This is a genomic window from Corynebacterium sp. MSK041 (assembly GCF_030232265.1).
Lineage (GTDB): Bacteria > Actinomycetota > Actinomycetes > Mycobacteriales > Mycobacteriaceae > Corynebacterium.
Genome location: NZ_JASPJK010000021.1, coordinates 1 through 15,759 on the forward strand (window position 1 = coordinate 1; position 15,759 = coordinate 15,759).

The window sequence follows — 15,759 nt, forward strand, 5'->3', positions numbered from 1 at the left end:
ATCGAATCATGTCTTGCCGGGATCACAGACCCCGGCAAGACATGGGAGTTACGCCTGGCGTTGCTGTCGGTTCCAGGGAACTACGACACACTCAAGCGTCGTGCAAAAGACATCGTCCCCGAGGTAGACACACCTGCCCCGAAACCAACAATCCGGTTTGGTCGCTCGCGTAAAGCATCCCGCCCTATGAACATTATGGGACCAGAACACGACATGGCAGCCATCGAGTACGCGCTACGCCAAAAAGTCACCGGTGATGGGCCTGCCGGGCCACAGATGTATGAAGCATTCATGACCATTCTTGGTCTTCGCCCCGATGCTGAGGATGCACCAACCCAGGGTATTGTTCCTGCTGTTCCCCGCCCCTTGATCCTGATCCCACTAGAAGAGCACATCAAGATCATCCGTGGTGTAGGCGATGACATCATCCTGGGGCTAACGGATGGCACCACGATGACTGGTGCGGAATACTTGGCCCAGAATTTTGGGGACGTACTCGAAGTAGCGGTATTCCACCCACAAGCTGGTGCGGTCAACCTGTATGACACGCAACGGTTTGCCAACCAGAAACAACGCGACCTAGCCAGGGCATTATCACCAATGTGTCCGGTACCGGATTGTCGGCATGCGGCGGATAACTGTCAGGTCCACCACATCAAAGCCTGGTCGAAGGGCGGGTTAACCAACATGGACAACCTGGCGATGTTGTGCCGCTATCACAACCGCACCAACGACGATGACCCCGAACACAGCTACCACGGCCGGGTGGAGAACATCCGGGGTGCACCCATGTGGAGATCACCCCGCGGACACCTCATACCCAACACCATCCACCGCTACGGAGCCATGACACTGCTCTACGGCAGGTAAACGACACTCCCCATGACGAAAGCCAGCAACAGCTGGTCTTTCGGCATGCGCAAAGGCGTTTCCACCCGGGGAGGCCAGGTGGAAACGCCAACGGATACTTAATCTCCTACGCAGGAGAGTTCACTGCGTCTTTGACCACCGTGATCTGCCAGCCGGCGTTCTGGTTTTGCACGAAGTCTTTCACGCCATGGCCGTTGTCAGCTGCCCACTGCGGGATGGACTCGGTTGCCTGGGTGCAGTCGAAGTCGATGATGAGCTCCTCCCCTGAGTCCAACTCGGAGATGGCCTGTTTCGCTTCAATAAGTGGGAACGGGCACACGTCACCAAGGGTGTCCAGGATGTAACGGCCGTTACCCAGCGGGCGCGCGGTAGTGTCCTGCTTCGGCTTGGTCTTCAGTGCCACACCACCGGAGGCGGACACGATGTTGAATGCTGGAGCAGCTTCCGTCGTTTCGGTCTTGTTGGATGTGAGTCCAGCGAGTTCCGGGTCACTGATGGACTCATCAGTGGTGTACACGCCCGAGTCAGCAGAGCCCTGCTTCACACCGGACGGCTTGAGCCACAGCTTCGCACCAACGTAGACGCCTGCCGCGATGAACGCCATGGCAACCCAGCCCTGGTAGCTGAACAGGGAGGTCTGAACCATTCCGTTGCCCACGGTGCAGCCGCCGGCCAGGGATGCACCGACACCCATGCCGATACCGCCGATGACCGCACGCACGGAGGTGCGTCCATCCGGAACGCGGAGACGGAACTCGCCGGAGGCCTTCGCGGCAAAGTACGAACCGACCAGGGTACCCAGAACAAGGAGGGTGCCCCAGTTGAAATACTCAGTCTCACCGGTGGTGATGTAGCTGGCCAGATGTGCCGATGGTGTAGTGATCCCCAGGCCATCATTGCGCCCAGTAGCAGCGGACAGCGGCCACGCGATCACACCAAGGAGCCCGATCGCAGCTCCAGCGGTGTACGGGTGTAGTGGCTTGCGGTACCACGGCTGTTCCAGCGTCACCTTCGGGTTAGCGGCATCGCGGGAAAGGTAGTACTGCGCAAGGTAAGCAGTGCCCAATGCCAGCGGAATAGCGAACCACCAGGCGGAGATCCCGAAGGTTTGGGGCAATGTGGTCCAGCCTGTGTCCCACTCTTTCAGCTTGTCATTGAAGCCAGACAGGAAGCCCGATTTCATTGCGGATGCGGACAGCGCATAAAACAGCAGCGCAAACCAGGAACCAACCAGTCCCTCACCGGAGCGGTACCAGGTGCCTGAGGCACAACCGCCGGCGAGAATGATCGCCAGACCAAAGATGAAGCCGCCGACAGCCACAGCGATCGGGGCGAAGGTCCGGTACTCCGGCGAAATCACGCCGAGTGAGGTCAAGGCGGCAAGTCCAATCGCGTGTACCGCAACGACGATGAAGAATGCGACGAGGCCGCGTCCCTGCTTCTGCAGGAAGACGTCGCGAAGCATGCCCGTTACGCAGAATCGTCCGCGTTGCATAATCACGCCAAGTGCGACGCCTACTGCCAATCCAGTAAGAATCATGGAAACCTCCAGTGTTTGTGTTGAACTAATAAAACACTGGGGAGTCTATAAAGCACATACTGCTCTGTCTATAGCGGACGACAATTAAATGAACTGCTCGGTCTGCACATTGCAAAAAAGAGCAAGCCAGGAGACATTCCTGTCGCTGAATAAAAAAGCAAGCCCACCCGGCATCATGCCGAGCAGACTTGCTTTATGTAACTGAAGTGAAGGTCTAGTTCACGCCGTTAATACGGGTGGTCGGGTGAACGTAACCAGTTTCCTCCCACGGACGCGGCAACACAAGGTCGTCGCCGTAGGGGCTGGAAGCTGCGGCCAACTTGGAGTTAATCTCCGTCACTGGGTGGCCGTCACCCGGGGTGTGTGCAGGCCACGCCGGGTTAATCTTGGTGATGTTGTCAACGTCTTTAGCCATGTACATCATTCTTTCACGCCGAAGCCAAAAACGCACGTAGAATCACCCCCGCAATGACTACGTTCTCTGAAGCGCTGGCTGATTACACCGACGACGAGCTCCGCACGCTCATTTTTCTGCGCCCGGATGCGTTCTATCCTGCGCCTCCGTCCATCGCATCGCTGGCCACGCGGCTCGCGCTCCCGGGTTCCGCTGGGCGCGCATTACACCAGCTCTCCACCCCCGCTATCGCTCTTCTGGAGCGTCTCGGTGATGCGGGTGCTGAGTTCGATCCTTTCGATGCTTCCAACGAAAGCCCAGCGACCCTCACCGCCCTCCGTGAACGCGCGCTCATCTACGGCCCCAATAATGCCGTCCGCGTCTCCCCCGGTGTGCTCAGCGCTTTGCCCCAGGGCTGGCGTGTGGCGGACACTGCGCCAGATGATGTGGAAGAACTGGTGGCCAAGCTCGAGCCAGCTGAACGACGAATCTTGGACACCCTTGCACTCTCCGGCGGTCAGGGAACCACGAAGGCAGCTGCACCTGATGCGGACCCGAACACGCCGGTTGCCACGCTCATTGCCAAAGGTTTGCTGGTGCGCGCAAATTCCACCACGGTGCGTCTCCCCCGCCCTGTGCGCGATGTTCTCCGTGGTTACCCGCCGCGCAGCTTTCCCATGGAGGAACCGGTAACACCGGAGGTCGACCAAAGCGACGCGGATAAGGCAGCAGCTACGCAGGGTCTTGACGCCGTGCGTCAGCTTCGTCAGCTGATCACGTCCCTTTTGCAGGAACCGGTGCCGCTGAATAAGGACGGCTCCGTCGGCGTGCGTGCTCGGACGAATCTGGGCAAAGAGCTCGGTTTTGATCCAGCACTCCTCATCACTATTGGTGAATCCGCCGGGCTCATCGGCCGCGGCAACGTGGATGACGTGGATGTACTCGGCGCCACGCGGGATTCCCTGACATGGTTGGATGCGACATTGTCGGACCAATGGGCGATTCTTCTTGCCGGCTGGGCCGCGTCCCCGTGGCGGCTGGACACAGACGCGAAGCTGCTATCCCCTGAGATGCGCTCGCTTGACACGCGCGCGAACCGGCTCACGGTCCTGCGCCAAGCCGGTGAGGAGCAGCGGTTGTTCTTCCACTCCCCGCTCGCAGCCTCGCGTATATCCCCACCGTTTATTGAGGCCACGGCGCAGGAAGCACAGTTCGTCGGCGCGCTCGATGCCACCCCAGCTGCCTCTTCGCCACTGAAGGCGCTCCTTGACAATGCTGACATCGCCGCCGCGACCCGCGCGCTAGTCCCGCCACCAGTGGACACGCTCATCGCCCAAGCGGACATGACAGTGTTGGCTCCCGGCCCACTCGAACCAGAGATGGGCAATTTCCTGGAAAAGATCGCGGAACTCGAATCCCCAGGCATCGCTAGCGTGTGGCGCATCACGGACACCTCGATCCGCCACGGCTTGGACAGCGGTCTTGCCGCTGACGAAATCCACGCTTGGCTGACAGACCACGTGCTCGGCGAGGTCCCACAAAGCATCACGTTCCTTATTAGCGACACCGCCCGCACCCACGGCTCCATCCGCGCAGGCACAGCCATGAGTTACATCCGCAGCGCTGATCCGGCGCTCATCACCACGGCAGTAGAGAAACTCACCGGCATCCTCAGGCCCCTCGCCCCGACAGTGGCCGTCGCGCAACTGCCTCTGCCCAAGCTTATGGATGCCCTGCGCAAAGCAGGCCTGCAGCCAACAGCTGAAGACGAATCCGGCGCGCAGCTCAACATGGCGCCGGAACCAGCCCTCGTGCCCGCGACACCGTCACATTTGCCACAGCAGACGTCGGTTTCAGCCGATCAAGCTGACCAGATCATCGCACGGCTGCGCTCCAACACCCCCGCGGATTCCACCAGCGCACCCACCCCAACCCCCACGGGCAACACCCTGGAGACGCTCCGCGCCGCAGCGCGGGGAAAGAAACAGGTGACGCTGGGGTACGTCGATAAGCATGGGCGTGGACAGACGCTCACCGCACGTCCACTCTCGGTGTCCGCCGGCCAGGTCGATGTGCACATCGCTGCCACCGACGCAGTGGTGCGCATTGCCCTGCCACGCATCACCAAAGTGGTCATGGTCTAAAGACGCCAAATTTTTCAGCCCAATGACCACCTAAAACGTTTACATTCAACAATTTTTTCGTCAGAATCATTGACAGATTGTTGGGTTTATACAACACTTGCTTGTGTGGCAGCACGAAAGCAACCGAAGAGTCCGATTCATAATCGGGTTCGCGTTCTGCGTGCGGAGCGCGACATGTCGCGTAATCAACTCGCGGAACTCATTGACGTGAACCCGCAAACCATCGGCGCTTTGGAGCGTGGTGATCACTCGCCAAGCCTTGACCTGGCTTTCCGAGTCTGCGAGGTCTTTGACCTCCCCATCGAGGCAGTGTTCTCCCGCACCGAATTCGCCCCAATGTCGAAGGAGCTGTACCGCCCATGAGATCAACACCGCCTTTTCCCGGCGCGGAACGGGTACGCAACCAGAAAGCAACACGTGTTCTGATCGCGGCGTATTTCGCGGGCCTGACAGTCGCGGTGCTCCTCTTCATCGCTTCATTGGCCACGAATATGGATCCAACTGTGTTTTTGGTCTGCTACACCGCAGCCATGCTCGTTTCCATGGTGTCCTGGACCATCATCCGCGGAGCAAATGATCGCAAGGACCGTGCCCCGGAAGCAGAGCTCGATGAGTACGAGCGCGATGTTTTCGCGACCTGGCGTAATCGCGCATTTCGGATCATCACAGCGCTCAATAACATTGGCGGATTCGGTTTCTGTATCTACGCATTCTTCGCCGGGGACACAGTGGATAGAACCGTGCTCCTCGCGGCTGGCCTGTACATGATCTTCACCTACCTATTCGTCTCCACCCTGCCCATGATCGGTTACGCGATTACCTTTAACCGCAAGGAGGACTGAAAATGACCACTCTTGAAATCAGAGACCTACGTAAACGCTTCGGCGACACGCAAGCCCTGGACGGAATGAGTTTCAGCGTCGGCGACGGCGAGCTCTACGGCTTCGTCGGTTCCAACGGCGCCGGCAAGTCCACCACCATGCGTATCGCGCTCGGCGTGCTCGAGGCAGATTCCGGTGAAGTGCTGCTCAATGGCATCCCGCTTAACGACGGCTCCCGCCGCCACATCGGCTACATGCCCGAAGAGCGCGGCCTCTACGGCAAAGAAAAGATCCTTGACCAGCTGGTCTTCTTGGCCAAGCTGCATGGCGTGGACGGTGCCGCGGCGAAACAGCGTGGCACGGAGCTGCTGGAAGAACTCGGCCTCGGTGAGCGTGTAAATGACAAGCTCGATGACCTCTCGCTGGGTAACCAGCAACGCGTGCAGCTTGCCGCCAGCCTCATCCACGACCCAGACATCCTCATCCTCGATGAGCCGTTTTCTGGCCTCGACCCCGTCGCCGTCGATGTCATGAGCACCATGCTCACGGACCGCGCCCGTAGCGGCGTCCCCGTGGTTTTCTCCTCCCACCAGCTCGACCTGGTTCAGCGCCTTTGTGATCGCGTGGGCATTGTCAGCCGTGGTCGCATGGTCGCCGAGGGCACCGTCGATGAGCTGCGTGCGGGCGGCCCAGTTCGCTTCAAGGTGGGTACGACTGCTCGCGGATGGTTCCCGGAGGGCACGGAGCTTATCGACGCCTCCCCGACCCACGTCATCCTCCAAACCGATTCCATCGATGATGATCAGCGCATTCTCCATGCCGCACTGGCCGCTGGCGAAGTCCACGAATTCACCCGTGTTGTCCCCGACCTGACAGACCTGTTCAAGGAGGTCGTGAAGTAAATGACTACGAACACCTACTCCCCATTCCACACCATCCTCACCACTGCTAAGCGTGAGATCCAGATCCTGTTCAGCAAAAAATCTGTGATCCTCACCCTGGTCATCATGCTGGTGGGCATTCTCGCAGCCGTTGGAATCGCATCCTGGCAGAAGGACAAGGATCCAGAGGGCAAGACGACACCGGTGGCGGTGGTGAACGTCGATAAGCACATGCTCGAAGGCGCCGGCCTTGAAGCGCGCGATGTGGCTGATCGCGCGGAGGCCGAGAACCTCGTGCGCGACGGTGAGGTCGATGCCGCGCTCGTCGCGGAGAACGGCACCTGGCAGGTCATCTCCGACGGCACCCCCGACATGTCGGTGATGAGCACCGTGAACGCCCTCGCCGAGTCCTACTCGCAGGCCGCCGCACTGGAAGAACTTGGAATTTCACCCGCAGACTTCCAGGCCGCCGCACCACAAATCAACGTCGAAGCAGTGGACATTGCCAACATCGACGCCGGTAAGGACGACGCTGCTTCCGAGCAAGACTTCACGCGCCTTATGACCGCATTCGTCCTACTCATGCTCATCGTGTTCATGGTGGTCACCTTCGCCGCACAGGTGGGCAGCCGCGTAACGGAGGAGAAATCCTCCCGCGTCGTCGAACTCGTCCTCGCTGCCGTACGTCCGCTGGACTTCCTGGCCGGCAAGATCCTGGGCAACCTCATCTTCGGCCTAATCGCCACCGCAATCCTATTCGGCGTGGGATTCGCTGCCGTCCAGTTCACCGGACTGCTGGATGATGTCAGCATCGACTGGTCGATCCTGCCTGTCATGTTCGTGTCCTACCTGCTGGCCACACTCTTCTTCGCCGGCCTCTACGCCGCCGCGGGTGCGATGGTGCAGCGCACTGAGGACCTCCAGTCCACGCAAATGCCTGTCCTGTTGCTCCTCCTCGCCAGTGCCTACGTCCCCGCTTTCGGCTTCGCAAACACCGACGCCACCTGGATGCAGGTAGCCAGCTGGATCCCACCCGTATCCATCTTCACCGCTCCCCTGACCTACGCGGCCGGCGACCTCACCGCACTCCAGCTCGTGGCTTCCCTCGCGCTTGCCGCCGTCGCCACCGTGGCTGTCGTCTGGCTCGCCGCACGCATCTACCGCCACTCCATCCTCAACAACGGCAAGACCACCAAGTGGTCGGAGGCGCTGCGGGGCTAGCCCCTCGATGTCCCAGTCCATCGAATAAGACGAAAGAGAAAGGGTCAGGTCCCAGAATCGGACCTAACCCTTTCACACTGCTACGGCACTACACCACCAGCACCAACCGACTAAACAGCAGGCTCTACCAGAGCATCCGCAGTCAGCTGCCCAGTCGGATCATCCTGCGACTGCCCCGAAACATCCCCCGCACCCTGATCACCAGCAACCGGCGCCGAGTTCTCCGGCTGAGACTGCGGAACCGAGTCCGCCTCCGGCGCCGGCGGGTTACTAGAACCCTTACCAAACGACTCCTTCAACGCACCCGCCAAAGACACATCCCCACACAAACCAGGCACAAACAGAACGATCGAGCCAATAATCGAACCCAAAATCGCACCCAAAGCACCACGATTCTGAGCCACGAACTTCGCAGCCTCCTCGTTATAAATACCCGCCTGCTTCTGCCAATCAATAATCCCCTTATTAATCGGATCCGCATTCAACTGCGACAAACCAGCAGTCAACAAACCCAACACCGGCAACAACGCCAACAACGCACCACCCGGCGCATTCAAACACTTCTCCAACCCAGACTTCTGCGCCGCCGGAATCGTAATCTTATCCCCATTATTCAGCGTCAACGTGATGGAATTATCCGGATTACGCACACCCTCAACAACGTGCACATCCTGCTTGTTCTTAAGCTTCTCCACCTCATCCTTGAGCTTGTCAAACTCGTCCTTAGTAACAACAATCACGTCATTACCCTCAGGATCAGTCACCGTAACAGTCCCATCACCATTATCCTTCACCCGCACAGACTGATCAACCGAAAACGTAAAGGAGTTAGGCTCAACCGTGGTCAGCGGGTAGGAAATGCCAAAGTTGAGGCTCGTTGCGTTTGACGGAACCTCGTACTCAACGGTGATATCCTTCGTCTCATTTGGCTCAATGGCATCACCGGTAAAAACCTTGGTCGACCCATCAGGGAATGTGATCTGCGGGGAGATGATACGCCCGTTACCAGTGTTTTTAACAGTGAAGACGAATTGCTTTTTCTTTCCAGCGATTCGGGCTGGCGCGGAAACTCCGTCGCCAGAGTCTGCCGGAAGATCAGCAATCTTCGCCGCTGCAGTCGCAGTACGTACGATCTGATCGCCGTCACCGCCAATACCCGCCGCCCGTGGGATCACCGCGGTGGAGTGATTCGTGTATTCAGCATTGGTCTTCAGGTTCGTCATCTCCGCAGTAACACCAACGCGCCCGTTGGGCTGATATGTGGTGGTCCCCAGGTACTGCCCCTCCAGAATCACCACTGGCTTGTACCCTGTGCCTTCAACACCAGTGACCGTGACCTCGAGAGCCCCATCTACGAACTTGGACTCCATCTTGATTCCAAGATCTTCGATCTTCTTCGGATCTTCGACGTCATTTCTACTGGTATGCTCACCCTGATCATTGAATGTCCACAGTCGAAGCCTTGGCTTGATCGCCCCATTGGCTACATCTTCACTGAATGACCATTGAGTAGTTGCATTCTCAGTTCCAGCCGGCGTCGGTTTCAATACAACCTTTGTGTCCTCACCGTATGGAAGACGCTGTTGGAATTGGCCAATATTCGCAACTTGGTTGTCTTCATCGACAACCACGCCATTAGCGGGGAACCACGCAGTCAGAACCCTCTTATGAGCGGCTTCCTCGATGTAGGGGAAGGTGACTGTGCGGTTGCCGAACTTCTTGGTACCCGAAGACCAAGGAGCTTCCACCTGCAACACCCACTGACCATCAATGGGCGTGCTCCGCGAAATATCAAGATCCACATTCTCGCGGTAAATACCCACTATGCTGACGGGGATCGTTACATCAGTAGTGCCATTGGCAATATTGTTCAGTTGGTCATTAAAAGTGATCTCTGCACTTCCACCTGCGGTGATGTCAAGCCTGCCAACCACAACACCACCGACAGTGATAGGCGTCCCCCGCTGGGTCGTGGCAAGACGCAAACCTGAGTAAGTCGTACTGTCATCCACACCGGTGGTCAGATGTTTGTAAGAAGTTCTGGGCTTGATTGTTACCTTGTCACTTGGCTTCGCATCCTTGAGATCAATAGAGAGCTGCAGGGTGGAACCCGCCGGTATCTCTTTTACATCGTCTGCGATCGGATTCCCATCTGCGTCGAAGAGACCCTTATAGGTGATCCCATCCTGAGTCACCTGCGCCTGCGCAACAGCAGCACCGAACGGCACCTCAAATGAAGGTGCTACAACCTGGGCACCAGAAGCAACCACACTAGCTGCGAGAGCAATCGCAACCGTGCGCTTAGAAAAGGACAGAGAGCCAGACATAAAGGCTCCTCGACAAGAAACGCGGCTCGAGCAACGATCCACGTAAAGGCCAAAACTTTCCTAGGAAGTAATAATAAATCAAATCTCCCTGCAAAGCACCATCGAGGAACCTTAGATTCACACCCATACAGATGGGGATCTACCCCCCAGTAACCATCCGCGACATCCCTTGGGTGGGAAGGGGTGGAGTGGTGCATTTCTCGTCGATAAGCGAAAACACGCACCGGTTCGTGCAACGTCTTGACCGTCCAGCGAACCGCATCCCCCCCCCTGAAAGCCGCACGCAGACGGAATGATTCGCGTGAACCGGCCGTACGCCCTCATCGTTCCTGTATACGGCGGTGGTCACCACAGCCAAGCTGCGCCGTGTCAAGTGATTACCTTCCTGAACGATCCGCATAACCGTGCGTTTATCCGCCGTGTCTGCGATGTTCCGATCTTGCACCGCATCGAGCTTCTGCGCACTCGGCGCGACTTCGCCATAGAACCGGAATCCCGCCAACGTGATGGGTATTTCAGAGGACACCGATGGCGGGAACTTCTAGCCCTACCGATGCTGCGGGGTTAACCAACCTGGCACTACAAATGCCGGGAAGGGTCCATTCTTTGATGCAGCACGCGGATGACGGTTATCTCTTGATCATCGATGCGATAAATAATCATGTGACTGCCCGCAGCTCGTTGGCGGTAGCCCGGAATCGCCGTTAGAAGCTTCCCCAAAGTGGGTTGAGCAACAATCCACTCGAATTGCTTTTCCACAATTCTCAAATAACTCTCCGCTTGCGCTGATCCCCATTGAGCTTCGGAATAACACCAAATCCCCCGCAGATCCTCAATAGCTTTCTGGCTAAGCCGATACGTCATCGCCGCGCTTCATCTTTTCGATAAATTCATTGAAGTCAAAGTCCTCTACGAACCCAGATTCCTCCCCCTTCTGGAGCTCATGCCGCAAGATTTCGACTCGCCTCTCATAGTCTTCAATCATTCGAAGACCAGCGCGAATCACTTCGCTGGACGTTGCGTAACGCCCACTCTCCACCATCTGAGCAATGAAGTGCTCATAATGTTGCCCAAGGGTTACTGAAGTATTCTTAGCCATGCCCCGATAGTACCAATTTTTGGTACTGCAACCTATGGTCACGTTGAAGGCGCCTACCCCTTCTAGCACCACACATCTAACCGGCGGGCATAATGTCCCCATGGCTTTAGGTGACGGCCCGCTCATTGTGCAGTCGGACAAGACGGTCCTTCTCGACGTCGCGCACCCCCAGGCCGGCGAAGCGCGTGCAGCCTTAGCTCCTTTCGCCGAGCTTGAGCGCGCGCCGGAGCACGTGCACACTTACCGCATCACACCACTGGCCTTGTGGAATGCGCGGGCGGCAGGTTTCGACGCGGAGCAAGCCGTTGACGTGCTGGAGCGCTACTCCCGCTTCCCCGTCCCACAGGCACTGCTCATCGATGTCGCTGAGACGATGGCGCGCTACGGCCGCGTCCGCCTGATCAAGCACCCAGCGCACGGTCTCATCCTTGAGGCGGATGACGCCGCGATACTCACGGAGATCACCCGGAACAAGAAGATTCAGCCCATGGTGGGCAAGCTTATCGACGCCACCACCGCCCCCGTCCACCCCTCCGAACGCGGCCGCATCAAGCAGGAGCTGACAAAGCTCGGCTGGCCGGTGGATGACCAAGCTGGATACGTGGATGGTGAATCCCACCCGATCCGGCTTACAGCCGGGTCCGATTCTGGCTGGGAGCTGCGCGATTACCAGCAGTACGCCACCGAGAGCTTCTGGGAAGGTGGCTCAGGCGTGGTGGTGCTCCCCTGTGGCGCGGGCAAAACCATCGTGGGCGCAGCATCCATGGCGCAGGCGCAGACGACCACTCTCATCCTGGTCACCAACACCGTCGCCGGCCGCCAATGGCGCGACGAGCTACTACGCCGCACCACACTCACACCGGAGGAAATCGGCGAGTACTCCGGGGAGCGCAAGGAGATCCGCCCGGTGACCATCGCCACGTACCAGGTGGTTACCCGCAAAACCAAGGGCGAGTACAAGGCACTCGAACTTTTCGATTCCCGCGACTGGGGCCTCATCATCTACGACGAAGTCCACCTCCTGCCCGCCCCCGTTTTCCGCATGGCCGCGGACCTCCAGTCCCGCCGGCGCCTGGGGCTGACCGCCACACTCGTGCGCGAGGACCACCGCGAAGACGATGTCTTCTCCCTCATCGGCCCGAAGCGGTACGACGCCCCGTGGAAAGAACTCGAAACCGCCGGCTACATCGCCACCGCCGAATGCGTCGAGGTCCGCACCACGCTCACCGAAGACGAGCGCATGATGTACGCCACCGCCGAAACCCGGGAGCGGTATCGCCTGGCGGCGTGTAGTGAGGGGAAGCTGGGGGTCGTCGATAAGCTTCTTGCGCAACATGAAGGCCAACAGACCTTGATCATTGGCGCCTACATCGAGCAACTCGAAGACATCGCCGCGCGTACGGGCGCTCCGCTAATCGACGGCAAAACTTCCACCAAGAAACGCGAAGCCGCTTTTGATACATTCCGCAATGGTGAGATCCAAACCCTCGTAGTGTCGAAGGTGGCCAATTTCTCCATCGACTTGCCTGAGGCCGCCGTGGGCATCCAGGTTTCCGGCACGTTCGGCTCACGCCAAGAGGAAGCCCAACGCCTCGGCCGCCTCCTGCGCCCGAAGGCTGATGGTGCGGAAGCGCTGTTCTACACCGTCGTAGCGCGCGACACCCTCGATGCGGAGTACGCGATGCACCGCCAACGCTTCCTCGCCGAACAGGGCTACGCCTACCGGCTGGTAGACGCGGCGGACCTTTAGACTAGGGAACCATGAATCACTTTCACTTCGACGTCGACGAAGCTTTTGCCAAACAGCACAACGAAATGCTCCGGGACACCCGCAAGGTGGTTATCTCCGGTCTGAGCTTGTTTGTCATCTGCGTGGCGGCTGGCGCGGCCATGTGGTTCCTCATGGATCCCGCGAATCCGTGGCGTTGGCTGGGCGGGCTGGGCCTCGCGCTGTTCGGCTCAATCATGCTGCTCGTGGCCATTCTCGTACCGCGTTCTGTGGGTACGGCACAAGAGCTCTATGACCGCTACCCGCTCGTGCCCGCTGTTATCGCCGAGGTGAACCCGCGTGATGTGCTGCTCATGGCGCTGGTGAACGTCAACGTGGATGAGACGCTGCCACCTCGTTACGCGGCGGCGCTGCGCACCGTGTCCTCCATCCCCGGTATTACGGACCCCAAGGTGGGCACGAAGGTACCGGCAGTCGCTGTTGGCGGCCGCCGCTCCACACGCGATGCTGACCACTGGCAGGAAGTCACCCCCATGCCCATCGCGTGGGCCACGCCAGACAACGCGATTATCAGCGAAGCTCAGCAGGCCATCCCCCACGAACAATGGCGCCAGCTGGACAAGGCCCGGGCACGGCTTGAGGACGTGAAGGCGACCCACATGAACCTCCTCGAGCTTTAAAGAAACCTTGGAAGAAATTCATATTTAGGTTAAAGCACGGCAACTACGGGTTAACCCGGGCACGGCAAGGTAGTCCGCGACAGTGTCAACAACTGCCGAAGGATTTTCAACCGTGCAATCTAAATCAATCACGTTCAAGCTGCTTGCCGTTGTGGCAGGCACCTCTGTTCTTCTGACTGCGTGCTCGCCAAGCAATGAGAACGCGTCGTCGCAGAACACCGGCGCCGACGGAACTGCATCGAAGGATGCCGATCCGGTCTACGGCGATAAGAACGGCCTGGACCTCATCGAGCTCTCCGACAAGAAGCCCGAGGTCGCCGAAGTGGAGCTGGATAATAAGCCAGACCGCATCGCCATGAACATCACCGAAGACCCTTCCACGGAGATGGGCTTCAACTGGTACACCAAGGATGACCTCGACGACTCCACGCTCCGTGTCTCCGAGCAGGAGGACATGTCCGGCGCCATGGAATTCCCGGCAGAAACCACTGAGGTAACCAACCGTTACGCTGAGCGCGACAAGAACGGCTACTACATCTACGCCTCTGCTCCCACCGATGAGGACGGCAAGTTCATCCTCAATGACGAAGGTAAGCCGGAAGAGATCAAGGGCTACTTCACCGACGAGCAGATCACCCGCGAGAACACCAAGTGGACCTCCGAGGGCCCGAAGCTGGGCTACCTCGAGCTCGTGGACGTCAAGGAGAACAGCAACAAGAGCAAGGCCACCGGCCTGAAGCCGGGCAAGAAGTACTACTTCCAGGTGGGCTCTGAGTCCGAAGGTTTCTCCGAGACCGGTTCATTCACCACCGCGGACCCGAACGCCGAGGAAGTCCAGTTCATCCACTACACCGACACCCAGAACGCCTACTGGAACGCCAACGTGAACAACGAGGCCGCCTACGGCGCCAACACCTTGGAGAAGGCCCTGGAGGTTGCCCCGAACGCTACCTTCGCAGTCCACACCGGTGACTTCGTGGAAACCGCGGCGGTTGAAGACGAATGGGTAGACAACCTCAACATGTCCCGCAAGGCCAACATCAACCTGCCACACGCATACACCCCGGGCAACCACGACGAGTACACCCTGCTGTGGGAGAAGGGCAAGCACCTCACCTCCTTCAACGAGCACACCAACACCCCGATCACCGGCAACGCCGTTGACGGTGGCTCCTACTACTCCTACAACCACTCCGGCATCCACTTCGTTGTCCTGAACACCAACGACAACAAGGAATCCGATGACAACCCGGAGAAGGGCGCCATTGGCAAAAAGCAGATGGAGTGGGCAAAGCAGGACATCACCGCCGCCCGTGAGGCCGGCGCCAAGTGGATCGTGCTGACCTACCACAAGCCGGTCTACTCCGCCTCCTACCACGCACTGCAGGATGAGGATGTCCAGGTCACCCGCGAGGAGTTTGTGAAGATCGCTGATGAGCTCGGCGTTGACGTTGTCCTCCAGGGCCACGACCACAACCTGACCCGCACCAAGTCCCTCGTGTACACCCCGGACAACTTCGCCTACGGCGAGGTCGAGGACACGGAGAAGGAAACCATCGACGGCGTTGAGCACCACGTCAACCCGCAGGGTGTCACCTACATCATCCCGAACACCTCCGGTACCAAGACCTACGACGCGATCTACAAGAAGGGCGCCGACCACGTTCACAAGGTCCGTCCGAAGCTGGATTGGATGACCGACGAGGACACGGACTACTGGAACTCGCTTTACGACGTTGCCGAGCAGCCCGAGGACTCCCCCAAGTTCGAGTACAAGCACGAGAACTACCGCCAGTCCACGATTCAGTCCTTCGCTGTCTACACCGTCACCGACAACACCTTCAAGATTGACTTCTACCAAGTCTCCGGTGACCTGCACAAGGGCGAAGAGCGCAAGGTTGAGCTGTACAACTCCTACGGCATCCTGAAGAAGTAACTCTCTTCCCCACAAACACTTGAAGGCCGCACCCCGTTAGGAGCGTGTCAAGTTATTTGTGTGTGGGGCTGTTTTTACAGGTATTTGTCGAAGCGGTCGGGGTAGGCCACAGCCATT

The 15,759-nt window shown here is 58.7% G+C and carries 14 protein-coding genes and 1 pseudogene; 10 read left to right on the forward strand and 5 right to left on the reverse strand.

The window, feature by feature from the left end; genetic code table 11:
* On the forward strand, positions 1 to 870 hold an 870-nt coding region (locus QP968_RS10630), incomplete at its 5' end, for an HNH endonuclease signature motif containing protein (protein WP_284856380.1).
* Positions 871 to 976: 106 nt separating this feature from the next.
* On the opposite strand, the gene QP968_RS10635 is transcribed toward QP968_RS10630, so the two are convergent.
* Positions 977 to 2,410 carry a YeeE/YedE thiosulfate transporter family protein gene (locus tag QP968_RS10635; protein WP_284856381.1) on the reverse strand — a complete coding sequence of 478 codons (1,434 nt, stop codon included), beginning with the start codon at positions 2,408 to 2,410 and terminating at the stop codon, positions 977 to 979.
* Positions 2,411 to 2,624: 214 nt separating this feature from the next.
* Positions 2,625 to 2,825 carry a hypothetical protein gene (locus tag QP968_RS10640; protein ID WP_284856382.1) on the reverse strand — a complete coding sequence of 67 codons (201 nt, stop codon included), beginning with the start codon at positions 2,823 to 2,825 and terminating at the stop codon, positions 2,625 to 2,627.
* A gap of 53 nt (positions 2,826 to 2,878) precedes the next feature.
* Between QP968_RS10640 and QP968_RS10645 the strand changes: the two genes are divergently transcribed.
* The 5 genes from QP968_RS10645 to QP968_RS10665 all read left to right on the forward strand — a co-directional run bounded on the left by QP968_RS10645 (position 2,879) and on the right by QP968_RS10665 (position 7,871).
* On the forward strand, positions 2,879 to 4,948 hold the full coding sequence (locus QP968_RS10645; RefSeq protein ID WP_284856383.1) for a helicase-associated domain-containing protein: 2,070 nt from the start codon (positions 2,879 to 2,881) through the stop codon (positions 4,946 to 4,948).
* Between the two features lie 69 nt (positions 4,949 to 5,017).
* Positions 5,018 to 5,311, forward strand: coding sequence for a helix-turn-helix transcriptional regulator (locus QP968_RS10650; protein ID WP_502870940.1), 294 nt, complete (start codon positions 5,018 to 5,020; stop codon positions 5,309 to 5,311).
* Positions 5,308 to 5,790 (forward strand): hypothetical protein, encoded by a 483-nt coding sequence (locus tag QP968_RS10655; RefSeq protein ID WP_284856385.1) that lies wholly within the window; start codon positions 5,308 to 5,310, stop codon positions 5,788 to 5,790. The genes QP968_RS10650 and QP968_RS10655 overlap by 4 nt, the downstream gene beginning before the upstream one ends.
* A gap of 2 nt (positions 5,791 to 5,792) precedes the next feature.
* Complete coding sequence (locus QP968_RS10660) at positions 5,793 to 6,671, forward strand: ABC transporter ATP-binding protein (RefSeq protein ID WP_284856386.1); 879 nt, start codon at positions 5,793 to 5,795, stop codon at positions 6,669 to 6,671.
* Complete coding sequence (locus QP968_RS10665; protein ID WP_284856387.1) at positions 6,672 to 7,871, forward strand: ABC transporter permease; 1,200 nt, start codon at positions 6,672 to 6,674, stop codon at positions 7,869 to 7,871.
* A 110-nt stretch (positions 7,872 to 7,981) separates the two neighbouring features.
* Here QP968_RS10665 and QP968_RS10670 read toward each other — a convergent pair whose 3' ends face one another.
* Positions 7,982 to 10,198, reverse strand: coding sequence for a hypothetical protein (locus QP968_RS10670; protein WP_284856388.1), 2,217 nt, complete (start codon positions 10,196 to 10,198; stop codon positions 7,982 to 7,984).
* Between the two features lie 131 nt (positions 10,199 to 10,329).
* Between QP968_RS10670 and nrdI the strand changes: the two are divergent.
* Positions 10,330 to 10,766 (forward strand): annotated as a pseudogene (nrdI, locus tag QP968_RS10675) (class Ib ribonucleoside-diphosphate reductase assembly flavoprotein NrdI).
* Between the two features lie 11 nt (positions 10,767 to 10,777).
* Here the strand turns inward: nrdI and QP968_RS10680 are convergent.
* Together QP968_RS10680 and QP968_RS10685 are read right to left on the reverse strand one after the other, a co-directional pair.
* Positions 10,778 to 11,062, reverse strand: a complete 285-nt coding sequence (locus QP968_RS10680; protein WP_284856389.1) for a type II toxin-antitoxin system RelE/ParE family toxin — start codon at positions 11,060 to 11,062, stop codon at positions 10,778 to 10,780.
* Positions 11,046 to 11,297, reverse strand: a complete 252-nt coding sequence (locus QP968_RS10685; RefSeq protein WP_284856390.1) for a type II toxin-antitoxin system ParD family antitoxin — start codon at positions 11,295 to 11,297, stop codon at positions 11,046 to 11,048. The genes QP968_RS10680 and QP968_RS10685 overlap by 17 nt, the downstream gene beginning before the upstream one ends.
* Before the next feature lie 100 nt (positions 11,298 to 11,397).
* Between QP968_RS10685 and QP968_RS10690 the strand changes: the two genes are divergently transcribed.
* From QP968_RS10690 to QP968_RS10700, 3 genes are all read left to right on the forward strand, one after another.
* Positions 11,398 to 13,047 carry a DNA repair helicase XPB gene (locus tag QP968_RS10690; RefSeq protein ID WP_284856391.1) on the forward strand — a complete coding sequence of 550 codons (1,650 nt, stop codon included), beginning with the start codon at positions 11,398 to 11,400 and terminating at the stop codon, positions 13,045 to 13,047.
* A gap of 11 nt (positions 13,048 to 13,058) precedes the next feature.
* Positions 13,059 to 13,706 (forward strand): DUF3239 domain-containing protein, encoded by a 648-nt coding sequence (locus QP968_RS10695; protein WP_284856392.1) that lies wholly within the window; start codon positions 13,059 to 13,061, stop codon positions 13,704 to 13,706.
* A 112-nt stretch (positions 13,707 to 13,818) separates the two neighbouring features.
* Positions 13,819 to 15,642, forward strand: coding sequence for a purple acid phosphatase family protein (locus QP968_RS10700; RefSeq protein ID WP_284856393.1), 1,824 nt, complete (start codon positions 13,819 to 13,821; stop codon positions 15,640 to 15,642).
* Positions 15,643 to 15,759 lie beyond the last annotated feature (117 nt).

What these genes read in the sequence shown, in the direction of transcription:
- QP968_RS10635 (WP_284856381.1), bottom strand. Translation starts at nt 2,410, where the DNA reads ATGATTCTTACTGGATTGGCAGTAGGCGTCGCACTTGGCGTGATTATG.
- QP968_RS10640 (WP_284856382.1), bottom strand. Translation starts at nt 2,825, where the DNA reads ATGGCTAAAGACGTTGACAACATCACCAAGATTAACCCGGCGTGGCCT.
- QP968_RS10645 (WP_284856383.1), top strand. Translation starts at nt 2,879, where the DNA reads ATGACTACGTTCTCTGAAGCGCTGGCTGATTACACCGACGACGAGCTC.
- QP968_RS10655 (WP_284856385.1), top strand. Translation starts at nt 5,308, where the DNA reads ATGAGATCAACACCGCCTTTTCCCGGCGCGGAACGGGTACGCAACCAG.
- QP968_RS10660 (WP_284856386.1), top strand. Translation starts at nt 5,793, where the DNA reads ATGACCACTCTTGAAATCAGAGACCTACGTAAACGCTTCGGCGACACG.
- QP968_RS10665 (WP_284856387.1), top strand. Translation starts at nt 6,672, where the DNA reads ATGACTACGAACACCTACTCCCCATTCCACACCATCCTCACCACTGCT.
- QP968_RS10670 (WP_284856388.1), bottom strand. Translation starts at nt 10,198, where the DNA reads ATGTCTGGCTCTCTGTCCTTTTCTAAGCGCACGGTTGCGATTGCTCTC.
- QP968_RS10680 (WP_284856389.1), bottom strand. Translation starts at nt 11,062, where the DNA reads ATGACGTATCGGCTTAGCCAGAAAGCTATTGAGGATCTGCGGGGGATT.
- QP968_RS10685 (WP_284856390.1), bottom strand. Translation starts at nt 11,297, where the DNA reads ATGGCTAAGAATACTTCAGTAACCCTTGGGCAACATTATGAGCACTTC.
- QP968_RS10690 (WP_284856391.1), top strand. Translation starts at nt 11,398, where the DNA reads ATGGCTTTAGGTGACGGCCCGCTCATTGTGCAGTCGGACAAGACGGTC.
- QP968_RS10695 (WP_284856392.1), top strand. Translation starts at nt 13,059, where the DNA reads ATGAATCACTTTCACTTCGACGTCGACGAAGCTTTTGCCAAACAGCAC.